This window comes from Pseudomonas sp. JY-Q (genome assembly GCF_001655295.1).
GTDB classification, from domain to species: Bacteria; Pseudomonadota; Gammaproteobacteria; order Pseudomonadales; family Pseudomonadaceae; genus Aquipseudomonas; species Aquipseudomonas alloputida.
In genome coordinates, this window is the sequence record NZ_CP011525.1 from 988,061 (window position 1) to 1,001,677 (window position 13,617).

Sequence of the window (13,617 nt, forward strand, 5' to 3'; positions counted from 1 at the left end):
GGAATGGGTATGGCAGGGGGATTTTGGTGGGGCATTGCAAGCAAGCCCGCCCCTACAGGTAAACGTGCAGGAGCGGGCTTGCCCGCGAATGGGCTGCAAGGCAGCCCAAGACCGTTATGCGGTCTTCTCTTCCACATGCAGGTAGAGGTTGTCGATCAAGCGTGTGTTACCCAGGTAAGCCGCCGCAATCACCACCAGGTCTCGATCATCGATCACTGCCGGGCGCAAGCTTACGGCATGGCGTACTTCCAGGTAATCCGGGCGGAAACCCGCTGCGCTCAGTTGCGCCTGGCCTTCAGCGACCAGCGCGGCAAAATCTCGCTGGCCATGACCGATGCCCGCTGCAATGTGCTGCAGTGTGCGGTACAGCGCTGGTGCAACAGTAAGCTGCTCTGGCGTGAGGTAGCCATTGCGCGACGACAGCGCCAAGCCGTCTTCGGCACGCACGGTGGGTTCGCCGATGATCTGGATCGGCATGTTCAGGTCGCGCACCATGGCGCGGATCACCGCCAACTGCTGATAGTCCTTCTCGCCGAACACGGCAAGGTCTGGCTGGACCATGTTGAACAGCTTGTTGACCACGGTGGCCACGCCCTCGAAATGCCCAGGCCGGCTGGCGCCGCACAGGCCTTCGGAAAGCTGCGGCACGCTGACGCGTGTCTGCACGCTCATGCCGTCGGGGTACATCTCTTCCACGGTGGGCGCGAACAGCAGGTTGCAGCCGGCCTGCACCAGGCGCTCCTGGTCGGCTGCCAGGGTGCGTGGGTATTTGTCGAGGTCTTCGTTGGCGCCGAACTGCAGCGGGTTGACGAAGATACTGGCGACCACGAAGTCGGCGCGCTGGGCAGCCTTGGTCACCAAGGCTGCATGGCCGCTGTGCAGGTTGCCCATGGTCGGCACGAAACCGATGCGTTTGCCCTCACCGCGCGCGCGGGCCACTGCCGCGCGCAGTTCGCGGACGGTCTTGACTGTATTCATGCACTGAACCCGTGTTCGCTGCCTGGGAAACTGACTTGCTTGACCGCCTCAACGTAAGCGACGAGGGCGCTATGGATATCCGGTTGGCCCTGCATGAAGTTCTTCACGAACTTCGGTACCCGGCCGCTCAGCGACAGGCCGAGCATGTCGTGCAGTACCAGTACCTGGCCATCGGTGGCGCTGCCGGCGCCAATGCCGATTACCGGGATGCCAACGGCATTGGTGATTTCCGCTGCCAGCTCGCTGGGTACGCACTCGAGCAGCAGCATGGCCGCACCGGCCTGTTCCAGGGCAATGGCGTCGGCGCGCATCTGCCGGGCCTGGGCCTCCTGGCGGCCCTGCACTTTGTAGCCGCCCAGCACGTTGACGGTTTGCGGGGTCAGGCCCATGTGCGCGCACACCGGCACACCACGCTCGGCCAGCAAGCTGATGGTTTCGGCCAGCCAGGCTGCGCCTTCGATTTTTACCATGTGGGCGCCGGCCTGCATCAGTGTGGCGCTGTTGGCAAAGGCCTGCTCCGGCGTGGCGTGGGCCATGAACGGCAGGTCGGTGAGGATCAGCGCGCCGTCGTTGCCGCGTTTGACGCTGGCGGTGTGGTAGGCCATCTCCGCCGTGGTGACCGGCAAGGTGCTGTCGTGGCCCTGCAGGACCATCCCCAGCGAGTCGCCCACCAGCAACACTTCAACGCCGGCCTGGCTGGCGGCCTTGGCGAAGGTCGCGTCGTAGCAGGTCAGCATGGTGATTTTTTCACCCTTGGCCTTGAGGCCGTTAAGGGTGGTAAGGGTTACTTCAGGCATGTAGGAAATTCCTCGTTCAGGCGCTGTAAAAAACGACTGCATTCAACGCGTGTAGTCATCTTCCGGAGCGGCACATCATCGCGCGTGATGTTCGGGCACAGGTCCGTCCGGGCCTAAATACGGGTATGCGGCACTTTGGTGCCACACGGGACGCCTATAGTCGTGAGCGAGGTGGGGGAAGTCAATCACCCTGTTACCGCATTGTTACGATCAGGGTGTTACTGGCGTTACCGAGGTGGTAATGCAGGCTGGAACGCCCGGTCTACAGGCGTTCCAGGCCGACGAATGGGCATTCGTCGAGCAGTTGCGCGAGGGCACGACCATCGGCCAGGCGGAAATCGCCCGGTACCAGCTCGGCCAACGGATACAGCACGAAGGGGCGGGCATGCATGTGGTAATGCGGCACTTTCAGGCGTGGCTGGTCGAGCACCTGGTCACCGAACAGTAAGATGTCCAGGTCCAGCGTACGTGGGCCCCAGCGTTCCTTGCGCACGCGGCCCTGGTCGTTTTCGATGGCCTGCAACGCATCGAGCAATGCCAGTGGCGCCAGGGTGGTGTCCAGGGCGGCGACAGCGTTGGTGTAGCGCGGTTGGCCGGGCAGCAGCGAATCACTGGTGTACAGGGCCGAGGCGGCTACCAGGCGCGTGGCTTCGACCTGGTCCAGCGCCTGCAAGGCGCTACGCAACTGCTCGGCAGGTGCGTCCAGGTTGCTGCCCAGACCTACGTAGGCGCGAATGGTCACTCGAACGCCTCGTCGCCACTGCGCTTGCGTTTGCTGCCGCTGCGCTTGCGCTTGCGCGGGCCGGCACTGTCGTCACGGCTACCAAGCTCGCGGATCATCTCGCGGCGCTCGCTGTCGTTTGCCTCCTGGTAATCGGTCCACCACTGGCCCAGGTCGTCGGTTTCTTCCCCGGCGCTTTCACGCAGCAGCAGGAAGTCGTAACCGGCGCGGAAACGCGGGTTGTCCAGCAGCATGTCGGCGCGCTTGCCGCTGCGGCGCGGCAGGCGCTCCTGCATGTCCCAGATCTCGCGGATCGGCAGGGTGAAACGCTTGGGGATGGCAATGCGCGCGCACTGCTCGGCGATCAGGTCGTGGGCTGCACCGTTCATGGCCGGGATCGGCGGCACGCCCTGGTTCTGCAGGTGCAGCACACGGGCCGGCAGAGCTGGCCAGAGCAGAGCAGCAAACAGGAAGGCTGGCGTCACCGGCTTGCCCTGCTTCACGCGCAGGTCGGTGTTGTTCAGTGCCTGGCTGATCAGCGTGTGGGTGTAGGTCGGCCGCTCATCCAGCGCGTGGGCACTGGCCGGGAACAGCGGTTCGAACAACTCCAGGTCAACCAGCATTTCGAAGGCGATGGCACCTTGGCCGCTGAGGAACAGCTTGAGGCATTCCTCGAACAGGCGCGCGGGTGGAATTTCGCGCAGCATCGGGGCCAGGCCGCGAATTGGCAGGTAGGTGTGCTTTTCGATGCCAAAGTCGAGCTTGGCAGCAAAGCGCACCGCGCGCAGCATGCGCACCGGGTCTTCCTGGTAGCGGTGGGTCGGGTCCCCGATCAGCCGCAGCAGGCGATTGCGCACGTCGTGCACACCGTTGGCGTAATCGAGAATGCGCTCGCTGACCGGATCGTAGTACAGGGCGTTGATGGTGAAGTCGCGGCGTTGCGCGTCCTCTTCCAGGGTGCCGTACACGTTGTCTCGCAGAATGCGGCCACTGGCGTTATGCGACGAACGGTGGGCATCGCCCTGGTCGTCCTCGGAGTGGTGGGCGCGGAAGGTGGCGACTTCAATGATCTCACGGCCGAAATGCACATGGACCAATTTGAAGCGACGACCAATGATGCGGGCGTTGCGGAACTCTGCACGGACCTGTTCGGGGGTGGCGCTGGTGGCGACGTCGAAGTCCTTCGGCGTGATGCCCAGCATCAGGTCGCGGACACAGCCACCGACCAGGTAAGCCTGGTAGCCGGCGCTTTGCAGGCGCTCCACGATGTTCACCGCATGACGGCTGAACTGGTGGCGCTGCAGCGAGTGCTGGCTCTTGTTGATCACCTCGGGCGTGGTGCGCCTGTGGTGCGGGCCCGGTACGGGCGGGCGGAAAGACTGGAACAGCTTCTTCAGCATGGGATGCACTGTGTGAAGGAATGTTCGGCCAAGAATAGGAGAATGGCCGCATGATGGGCGGGGATTCTAGCATTTACTCGGGGAATGGTGTAGGCGGGTAGCAGGATGCCTGCCAGAAGGGTAGAAACGACAAGGGGAGCCTAAGCTCCCCAAGAAGTCGTTGCGTGCTCTTATTGTTTTTTTGCTGGGCTTCTTGTTTTTGTTGAGTGCCCTGTCCACAAATCTCGAAGCTTGTGGACGACCCCCAAACCGGGGGTAAAGAGCAAACGGATTGCTTTGGCCGCTGATGACACGTTGATCTGTCGATCCAACCAGTTCAGGCGCTGCTTTTAGTGCAGTTTTTGTTGTTCTCTACCTGGTTGTGGGGCAAGCCCCAAACACGCATCCTCTCCAAAAGAATCAGTTAGCTGCGCCTCCGCCATCTTGTTTTTATTGTGCGTGAGCCGTTTCGTCTTGTTCTTATTCTGAGTTGCAGTGCTTGTTATTGTTCTTGTACCAAACATATAGCAGGTGCCGTGCCAACTTTTCAAAACTCAATAAAATCAAGGGGTTGGGCGGGTTCTGCAATTTTTGGCAGGTCGAAAATGTCGCAATTTCGTTACCGTACGCCTCGGGGACTGTTACGGCGGAAAGCTTGGGTAACAGATTTTTACGGGAGGTGAGGTGTTACCTGGGGTGTTCGCCGTGACACGTTCAGCGCCTGTGAGGCCGAGCGCCGCCCGCGCGGCGCTTCGCGGCTAAAGCCGCGCCTACATGTGTTCGGGCTAATTTTTTCTGTGGGATTTGAGCGCGAACGCCTTGGCGCATGGCTCGAGATTGCGTCGTACAACAAGGCGGTCGCGCGCGTGTGGCACAGGAGGGACTGGCCCGAAACAAATGTAGGCGCGGCTTTAGCCGCGAAGCGCCGCGCGGGCGGCGCTCGGTCTCACCGACGCCGCATAGGCTACGGCGTACGGTGCGCAGGTCGGTTATTCGCTGGTAGCGTTGCTCTTGCGCCGTGGTATGCCCAGGCGCTGGCGGCGTTCCCACAGGCACTTGCGGCTGACGCCGAGCTTGCGTGCCAGTTCGGTCTCGGTCATGTGGTCCTGGTGCTCAAGCACGAAGTGCTGGAAGTAGTCTTCCAGCGACAGGTCTTCGGTCGGCTCGTGGCTGGCATTGCCCGCGTTGGCCACCACCAGGGCATTGTCGAGGATGTCGTCCTCTTCCAGGTCGCTCAGCTCGATGTCGATGCCCAGCAGCTCGGCGGAAATTTCTGCGCTCTCGCTGAGAATCACCGCGCGCTCCACGGCATTTTCCAGTTCACGCACGTTACCGGGCCAGCTGTAGTGACGAATGGCTTGCTCGGCCTCGGCCGAGAAGTGCAGGTCGTCGCGGCCGATGCGAGCGCTTTGGCGGGCGAGGAAGACGCTGGCGATCTCGTTGACGTCGCTGCCACGCTCGCGCAGGGCCGGCAGCTTCAGGGCGATGACGTGCAGTCGGTAATACAAGTCTTCACGGAACTGGCCGGCCTTGGCCAGGTTTTTCAGGTCGCGGTGGGTCGCGGCGATCAGGCGCACATCGACCTTTTGCGACTGCACCGAACCTACCCGGCGTATCTCGCCTTCCTGCAGCACACGCAGCAGGCGAGCCTGGGCTTCCAGCGGCAGTTCGCCAATTTCATCGAGGAACAGCGTACCGCCATCGGCGGCCTCCACCAAGCCGGCGCGCCCGGCGCTGGCGCCGGTGAACGCGCCTTTTTCGTGGCCGAACAGTTCGGATTCGATCAGCGTTTCGGGGATGGCCGCGCAGTTCACCGAGATCATCGGTGCCTTGGCCCGGCGAGACAGGTTGTGCAGGGCGCGGGCCACCAGCTCTTTACCGGTGCCGGACTCGCCCTGGATCAGCACATTGGAGTCGGTAGGCGCGACTTTGCGGATCTTGCTGTACATGTCCTGCATGGGCTGGCACGAGCCGATGATGCCGATCTCGCCATTGGCCGTTGCCGCGCTGCCTTTGTCGGACGCTGTAGCCTTGCCATTGCTGGCGCGTGGCTCGGCAGGCGGTGCTGCAGCGGGGGCGTTCTGCCGGTCACGCAGAATACGCGCTACGGCCTGTAGCATCTCGTCATGGTCGAAGGGCTTGGCAATGTAGTCCACCGCGCCCATTTTCATCGAGTCCACCGCTGAGCGCAGGCTGGCGTAACTGGTCATGATCAGCACCGGGGTGCCCTGGCCGAGCTTGATCAGCTCGGTGCCGGGCGCGCCTGGCAGGCGCAGGTCGCTGACGATGAGGTCGAAAGTGGCAATGCTGAAGCGTTCCTGGGCTTCCTGCACCGAGCCGGCCTCGCTGACCTGGTACTGGTTCCGCTCAAGCAGGCGACGCAGGGCCGAGCGGATGATGGTTTCGTCTTCGACGATCAGAATGTGCGGCATTGATTCAATTCTCTCGACGGTCTCGAATTTCAGGGGACGTCGCTACGACATGCCGGGGCAGGGTCACGCGGATCCGTGTGCCACGTTGCCGTTCGATATCGGCCGGGCTGTCGATGGTGATTTGCCCATAATGCTCTTCCACGATGGAATAGACCAGAGCGAGCCCCAGTCCGGTTCCTTCGCCCGGGTCCTTGGTGGTGAAGAAGGGTTCGAACAGGCGGTCCATGATGCTCTTCGGAATCCCGCTGCCTTCGTCTTCGACGATCAGGTCGACGGTGTGCTCGTTAACCTCGCTGCGCACGCGCACGGCGCTACCGGGCGGCGAGGCATCGCGGGCGTTGGAGAGCAGGTTGATCAGCACCTGGGCCAGGCGCTGCGGGTCACCTTCGGCCCAATGGTCCGGGTCGCAAAGGTTGAAGAACTGTACTTCGAAATTGCGCCGGTTCAACGCCAGCAGACCGATGGCGTCTTGTGCCACTTCGGCCAGGCACACCGGTTCCTCGCTGTTCTGGTGGCTGCCGCCAGCATGGGCGAAGCTCATCAGCGACTGGACGATGCGCGATACGCGCTTGGTCTGGTCCAGGATCTGGCTGGACAACTCGATGATTTCGCCATCGCCTTCGCGTTCCTCGCGCAGGTTTTGCGCCAGGCAGGCGATGCCGGTGATCGGGTTGCCGATCTCGTGGGCCACGCCGGCGGCCAGGCGGCCGATACTGGCCAGGCGTTCGGAGTGCACCAGCTTGTCTTCCAGTGCCTGGGTTTCGGTAAGGTCCTCCACCAGCAATACCAGCCCGCTGTTACCGGGTGCCAGTGGCTCGTCAATGGCTGCCTTGTGCAGGTTCAGCCAGCGTGGCTGGCCGTCCAGCGCCAGGCGCTGCTTGTGCAGGTGCTCGTCGGGCACGTTGATGAAGCCTTGCAGCAGGCCGCGCCAAGGCTCGTCGATGGTGACCAGGCGCGAGCCGACCACATGCTTGGCGGCGATGCCGGTGAGCTCTTCCATGGCCTTGTTCCACATCAGGATTTCCTGGTCCTTGGCCAGTGAGCAGACGCCCATGGGCAATTCCTGCAGGGTCTGGCGATGGTAGCGGCGCAAGGCATCGAGTTCGGCGGCCAGCCCTGTCAGGCGCGAGTGGTAGTCTTCCAGGCGGCTTTCGATGAAGTGGATGTCTTCGGTCACGTAGTTTTCGTTACCGGACTTGTACGGCAGGAAAGTCTCGACCATGTCCTGGGCGACGCTCGGCCCCATCAGGCCGGACAAGTTGGCTTCGATGCGGTCGCGCAGGCGGCGCAGGGCATAGGGGCGGCGCTCGTCGAACGGCAGGTAGAGGTCGCGCAGCGCTTGCTCGACTTCCTTTTGCGCGGCCTTGGCGCCCAGCGGCTTGGCCAGCTGGGTGGCGAATTCCTGCGGCGAGGCGGCGTGCAGCTCGCGGCGCTGCGGGCGGCGCACGTTATCCACGGCACAGGCTTCGGCCGCGCTGACTTCTTCGGTGCTGGCGTTGGTGAACAGTGAGATCAGGGTGAACAGCAGCACGTTGGCCGCCAACGAGGCGATGGCTGCCATGTGCCAGCTGGTGTCGTCCAGCACATAGATCATGTCCAGCAGCGGGATGTAGAAGCCCTGCAAATTGCCGAGAAGCGGCAGCAGCATGGTCACCATCCACACCAGCGTACCGGCCAGCAGCCCGGCGATGAAACCGCGGCGGTTGGCGGTTGGCCAATAGAGCACCGACAGCACCCCAGGCAGGAACTGCAAGGTGGCGACGAACGCGACGATACCCAGGTTGGCCAAGCTCTGGTGGTAGTTCTGGCTCAGGTAGAACATGAAGCCGGCGGTGATGATGGCGACGATCAATGCACGGCGGGTCCACTTCAGCCAACGGTAGATGTTGCCTTCGGCCGGGGGCTGGTAAAGCGGCAGCACCAAGTGGTTCAGGGCCATGCCTGACAGCGCCAGGGTGGTGACGATGATCAGGCCGCTGGCTGCCGACAGGCCGCCAATGTAGGCCAGCAGTGCCAATGCCTGGTTGTTGGCGGCGATGCCCAGGCCCAGGGTGAAGTACTCGGGGTTGGTGCTGGCGCCCAGGCGCAGGCCGGCCCACAGCACCAGCGGCACGGCAAGACTCATCAGCAGCAGGAACAGCGGCAGGCCCCAGCTGGCGCTGACCAGCGAGCGCGGGTTGAGGTTCTCGGTAAAGGCCATGTGGTACATGTGCGGCATGACGATGGCCGAGGCGAAGAACACCAGCAGCAGGGTGCGCCATGGGCCTTCCTGCAGGGGGGTGTGCAGGGCGGCGAGGGCGGTCTGGTTCTGCAACAGCCAGACTTCCAGCTCGTGCGGGCCGCCGAATACGCCATACAAGGCATACAGGCCGATGCCGCCCAGGGCCAGCAGCTTGATCACCGACTCGAAGGCGATGGCGAAAACCAACCCCTCATGCTTCTCGCGCGTGGCGATGTGCCGCGAGCCGAAGAAGATGGTGAACAGAATGATCAGCGTGCAAAAGGCAAAGGCCACCCGGGCCTTGACCGGTTCACCGGTAAGGATGCTGATCGAGTCGGCCACCGCCTGGATCTGCAGGGCCAGCAACGGGAGCACGCCAATCAGCATGATGATGGTGGTCAAGGCCCCGGCCCAGGTACTGCGGAAGCGGAAGGCCAGCAGGTCGGCCAGGGATGACAGCTGGTAGGTGCGGGTGATCTTGAGGATCGGATAGAGCAGCACCGGCGCCAGCAGGAATGCGCCAGACACCCCCAGGTAACAGGCAAGGAAGCCGTAGCCGTACTGGTAGGCCAGACCAACCGAGCCATAGAAGGCCCAGGCACTGGCGTAGACGCCCAGTGACAGGGTGTAGGTGAGTGGGTGGCGAATGATCGAACGCGGGATCAGCCCGCGCTCGCTGATCCAGGCCACGCCGAACAGCACCATGAGGTACCCGGCGCTGATCAGGATCATCTGGGTCAGGCTAAAGCTCATCGGCATCTCTTTGGCTCTGCAGGATGAAGGTGACGACGATCAGGATCAGCCAGAGCAGGTAGGGGCGGTACCAGGCTCCGGTCGGTTCGATCCACCAGTCCATGATGGCCGGGGAGAACAGGTAGATCCCCACGACCAGAAGCAGGACCAAACGATAGATGTACATGCTGGCCTCGATGGTTGGGCGCTGCGGGCTTGAACTTATTATTGGCGCAAATGGCAGGGGGGATGCTAGCGGGAATCCACAGCGTTCGCCAAGGGTTTGAATTTATTGGGCTTTTGTTTTTGAGAGGTGGAATGAATGTGCCGGCCTCTTCGCGGGTGAGCCCGCTCCTACAGGTAAAGCATCGCCTCTAGGTTTATTGAGGACCCTGTGGGCGCGGGCGCACCCACGAAGAGGCCGGTAAAGGTTTAGCGCAAATCAGCCTCTGGCACGGTGGTCCGCTGCGCGATCGCCTCCGGCCGCCATTGCGTGCGCGCGACTGCCAGCACCTCTGCCGGTGTCGCCAACAGCAGTTCCGGGTCTGTCTCCTGCCCCAGCGCCCGCAATGCCCGCAGCAGCAGGGGGGTAGCATGCTCCGCCTGCAGTGGCGGCGAACGGTACGACTTGCCCAGCTTGTGCCCATCCGGCTGCACGATCAGCGGAATATGCAGGTAACGCGGCTGTGAGAAGCCCAGCAACTCCTGCAGGTACAGCTGGCGCGGGGTGTTGTCGAGCAGGTCGGCACCCCGCACGATGTCGGTAACACCCTGCCAGGCATCGTCCAGCACCACGGCCAGCTGGTAGGCGTACAACCCGTCACGACGCTGGATGACGAAGTCGCCCACCTCACGCCCCAGGTGTTGCTGGTACTCACCCTGCACCCGGTCGGTAAAGCGGTAGATCAGCTCTGGCACCCGCAAGCGGATGGCCGCCCCTTCACGGGCATGCCCGGCGTTACGGCAAAAGCCCGGGTAGATGCCGTTGTAGCGTTCCAGTTGCTTGCGCGAGCAGGTGCATGCATACGCCAGGCCCATGTTGAACAGGCGGTCTACCACGGCAGCATAGGCATCGTGGCGCTGGCTCTGGAATACCACCTCGCCATCCCAGTGCAGGCCATAACGTTCCAGTGTCTGGAGGATGGCATCGCGGGCGCCGGGCATTTCCCGGGGCGGGTCGGTGTCTTCCATGCGCAGCAGCCAGCGGCCGTTGACGGCGCGGGCATCGAGCCAGGAGGCGAGGGCGGCGACCAGCGAGCCGAAGTGCAGGAAGCCGCTAGGGGTGGGGGCGAAGCGCCCGATGTAGCTGGAGTCGGTCATGGTCAGGCTGGGCATATAAATGAAACGGGGCGCATGATGCGCCCCGTTCAGGTGGAAGAAAGATCAGCCTTTGCCGACCGTTTTTTCCTTTTTCTCGGCAATTTCCTTGCAGTCGAAGCACAGGTCGGCGGTTGGGCGGGCTTCCAGGCGGCGCAAGCCGATCTCGATGCCGCACGACTCGCACCAGCCGTACTCTTCGTCCTGAATCTTCTGCAGGGTTTTATCGATTTTCTTGATCAGCTTGCGCTCGCGGTCGCGGTTGCGCAGTTCGAGGGCAAACTCCTCTTCCTGGGATGCGCGGTCTGCGGGATCTGCGAAGTTGGCTGCTTCTTCTTTCATATGGTCAACGGTCTTGTCGACGCCGACCATCAGCTCTTGCTTCCAGCCAGTGAGGATCTTGGTGAAGTGCTTGCGCATGGGCTCACCCATGTACTCCTCACCCTTGGTCTCCTGATAGGGTGCAACCCCATAAAGATTCTGGTTGGCTTTTTGCTTTTCTAGGGTGGACATGAATAGACCGCCTCTCACTCATCTGATCCAATGCGCAGGATGCTCCATCTCCGGCGACCGCCGGCCCTGCGACTGCGAGCCGCCGAACTTACCAGATAGATCGGGGGTGCGCTACCCCGCCCGATCCTGCTAATTGACACCGGCCTGAGCGGTACGTTCGGTGGTGTGCAGAGGTAGAATCTCCAGTTTAGACCCAATTGAGAGAAGGTCATGGCCCAACCCTACAGTGCGCGCAGCCGCGCCATCGAACCTTTCCACGTCATGGCGCTGCTGGCCCGGGCCAATGAGCTGCAGGCGGCCGGGCACGACGTGATCCACCTGGAAATCGGCGAACCGGATTTCACCACGGCCGCACCCATCGTTGCGGCCGGCCAGGCCGCGCTGGCCGCCGGGCACACGCGCTACACCGCTGCACGCGGTCTGCCGGCACTGCGTGAGGCAATTGCCGGCTTTTATGGGCAGCGCTATGGCCTGAACATCGACCCGGAACGCATCCTTATTACCCCAGGTGGCTCCGGCGCGCTGCTGCTGGCCAGCAGCCTGCTGGTGGACCCGGGCAAGCACTGGCTGCTGGCCGATCCGGGTTACCCGTGCAATCGCCACTTCCTGCGCCTGGTCGAGGGCGGGGCCCAATTGGTACCGGTGGGCCCGGATGTGAACTATCAGCTGACTGCCGACCTGGTTGAGCGTTACTGGGACAAGGACACCGTCGGTGCCCTGGTCGCTTCGCCGGCCAACCCGACCGGTACCGTGCTGGGGCGCGATGCGTTGGCCTGCCTGGCCAAATCCACCCATGAGCGGCATGGCCATCTGGTCGTGGACGAGATCTACCACGGCCTCACCTATGGCATGGACGCGCCGAGCGTGCTGGAAGTCGACGACTCGGCATTCGTCCTGAATAGTTTTTCCAAGTATTTCGGCATGACCGGTTGGCGCCTTGGCTGGTTGGTGGCCCCGCCCGGTGCGGTCGCCGACCTGGAGAAACTGGCGCAGAACCTGTACATCAGTGCGCCGAGCATGGCCCAGCATGCCGCGCTGGCCTGTTTCCAGCCCGAGGCGCTGGCCATTTTCGAAGAGCGCCGCGCCGAATTCGCCCGCCGTCGCGACTACCTGCTGCCCGCCCTGCGTGAACTGGGCTTCCGCATTGCCGTCGAGCCGCAAGGCGCGTTCTACCTGTATGCCGATATCAGTGCTTTCGGCGGGGATGCGTTCGCATTCTGCCGACACTTCCTGGAAACCGAGCACGTGGCGTTCACGCCGGGCCTGGACTTCGGTCGCCACCTGGCCGGGCACCATGTGCGCTTCGCTTACACCCAGAGCCTGCCGCGCCTGGAAGAAGCGGTGCAGCGTATTGCCCGTGGCCTGCAGAGCTGGCAAGGCTGATGCGTTTCTCTCCTTCACTCGAGCAGGGCCGCCTGTTGCGTCGCTACAAGCGCTTTCTGGCCGATATCGAACTGGCCAGCGGCGAGCAAATGACTATCCACTGCCCGAATACCGGCTCCATGCTCAACTGCATGCGTGAAGGTGGGCAGGTGTGGTTCAGCCGCTCCAACGACCCCAAGCGCAAGCTGCCAGGGACCTGGGAAATCAGCGAAACCCCCCAGGGGCGGTTGGCCTGCGTGAATACCGGGCGGGCCAATGCGTTGGTCGAAGAGGCCCTGCGCGCCGGCACAATCACTGAACTGGCCGGTTTCACTGCACTCAAGCGCGAAGTGGCCTATGGCGAAGAAGGCAGCCGTATCGACTTTCGCCTGGAGTTCGAGGGTGCCCCGGCCTATGTCGAGGTCAAGAGTGTGACGCTGGGCTACCCCGACACTGCAGTTGCGGCCTTCCCTGATGCGGTGACTCAACGCGGTGCGAAACACCTGCGCGAGCTGGCAAAGCTGGCCCGGCAGGGCGTGCGGGCCGTGCAGCTGTATTGCGTGAACCTGACCGGTATCGACGCTGTGCGCCCGGCTGAAGAAATCGATACGGCCTACGCCCAAGCGCTGCGCGCTGCCGTAGCGGACGGGGTGGAGGTGCTGGCCTATGGCACTCGGCTGGACGCCGAGGGTATCGTCATCGATCGCCGCTTGCCGGTGCTGCTGACCCCTTGAACCAGATGCCCTGGCTGTCTTCGTGGCAGCCCAGGGGCTGCAGCTGCTCACCCTCACAGGGGCCTGCCACGCATTCGCCGCTTTCTATCAGGAACAGCGCACCGTGATGGGCGCAGTGGATGAGGCTGGCGCTGTCATCCAGAAACGCGTCCTCTGCCCAGTTCAGCGGGATGTCCCGGTGTGGGCAGCGGTTGCGGTACAGGTACACCTGGCCATGGCGACGCACGCCGAACAGTTCGAGGCCGTCTACGCTGAAGGCGCGGCTTTGGCCCTCGGCCAGGCCGAGGGATGGACAAAGGAAGTGCATGGCAAGGATGACCTGTGAAACACGTGATGGCTTGACGCTCCAATGCGAATAATTATCAAATTGATCGCATTCGCTGCGCCTGGCTGCCTATGGTGCGCAGTTCCGCTGCTCGCCACAAGGCGTG

12 protein-coding genes are annotated in these 13,617 nt (G+C 62.9%); 2 read left to right on the forward strand and 10 right to left on the reverse strand.

Going from position 1 to position 13,617, the window contains the following annotated elements:
* Positions 1-114: 114 nt before the first annotated feature.
* The 9 genes from panC to dksA all read right to left on the reverse strand — a co-directional run bounded on the left by panC (position 115) and on the right by dksA (position 11,090).
* Positions 115-978: a pantoate--beta-alanine ligase gene (panC, locus tag AA098_RS04365; RefSeq protein WP_047603399.1), complete on the reverse strand. Its 864-nt coding sequence runs from the start codon at positions 976-978 to the stop codon at positions 115-117.
* Positions 975-1,775: a 3-methyl-2-oxobutanoate hydroxymethyltransferase gene (panB, locus tag AA098_RS04370; protein WP_064613889.1), complete on the reverse strand. Its 801-nt coding sequence runs from the start codon at positions 1,773-1,775 to the stop codon at positions 975-977. Before panB ends, panC begins: the two co-directional genes overlap by 4 nt.
* 262 nt (positions 1,776-2,037) lie before the next feature.
* Positions 2,038-2,517 (reverse strand): 2-amino-4-hydroxy-6-hydroxymethyldihydropteridine diphosphokinase, encoded by a 480-nt coding sequence (gene folK / locus AA098_RS04375; protein WP_003249995.1) that lies wholly within the window; start codon positions 2,515-2,517, stop codon positions 2,038-2,040.
* Positions 2,514-3,896: a polynucleotide adenylyltransferase PcnB gene (locus AA098_RS04380; protein WP_003249997.1), complete on the reverse strand. Its 1,383-nt coding sequence runs from the start codon at positions 3,894-3,896 to the stop codon at positions 2,514-2,516. The genes folK and AA098_RS04380 overlap by 4 nt, the downstream gene beginning before the upstream one ends.
* A gap of 968 nt (positions 3,897-4,864) precedes the next feature.
* Complete coding sequence (locus AA098_RS04385) at positions 4,865-6,307, reverse strand: sigma-54 dependent transcriptional regulator (RefSeq protein WP_012053739.1); 1,443 nt, start codon at positions 6,305-6,307, stop codon at positions 4,865-4,867.
* A gap of 4 nt (positions 6,308-6,311) precedes the next feature.
* A complete protein-coding gene (locus AA098_RS04390; RefSeq protein WP_167398651.1) occupies positions 6,312-9,287 on the reverse strand; it encodes a sensor histidine kinase in 2,976 nt (991 codons plus the stop codon).
* Complete coding sequence (locus AA098_RS29080; protein WP_003250005.1) at positions 9,271-9,447, reverse strand: hypothetical protein; 177 nt, start codon at positions 9,445-9,447, stop codon at positions 9,271-9,273. The genes AA098_RS04390 and AA098_RS29080 overlap by 17 nt, the downstream gene beginning before the upstream one ends.
* Positions 9,448-9,692: 245 nt before the next feature.
* Positions 9,693-10,580 (reverse strand): tRNA glutamyl-Q(34) synthetase GluQRS, encoded by an 888-nt coding sequence (gene gluQRS, locus AA098_RS04395; protein ID WP_003250007.1) that lies wholly within the window; start codon positions 10,578-10,580, stop codon positions 9,693-9,695.
* Between the two features lie 63 nt (positions 10,581-10,643).
* Entirely contained in the window at positions 10,644-11,090 is a 447-nt protein-coding gene (gene dksA, locus AA098_RS04400) for an RNA polymerase-binding protein DksA (RefSeq protein WP_003250009.1), read from the reverse strand.
* A 210-nt stretch (positions 11,091-11,300) separates the two neighbouring features.
* Here dksA and AA098_RS04405 point away from each other — a divergent pair, with 210 nt between their 5' ends.
* Complete coding sequence (locus AA098_RS04405; protein WP_014860190.1) at positions 11,301-12,473, forward strand: pyridoxal phosphate-dependent aminotransferase; 1,173 nt, start codon at positions 11,301-11,303, stop codon at positions 12,471-12,473.
* Complete coding sequence (gene sfsA, locus AA098_RS04410; protein ID WP_004575787.1) at positions 12,473-13,186, forward strand: DNA/RNA nuclease SfsA; 714 nt, start codon at positions 12,473-12,475, stop codon at positions 13,184-13,186. The genes AA098_RS04405 and sfsA overlap by 1 nt, the downstream gene beginning before the upstream one ends.
* Here sfsA and AA098_RS27990 read toward each other — a convergent pair.
* Complete coding sequence (locus AA098_RS27990) at positions 13,149-13,493, reverse strand: Rieske (2Fe-2S) protein (RefSeq protein ID WP_082431496.1); 345 nt, start codon at positions 13,491-13,493, stop codon at positions 13,149-13,151. The genes sfsA and AA098_RS27990 overlap by 38 nt on opposite strands.
* Positions 13,494-13,617: the final 124 nt, after the last annotated feature.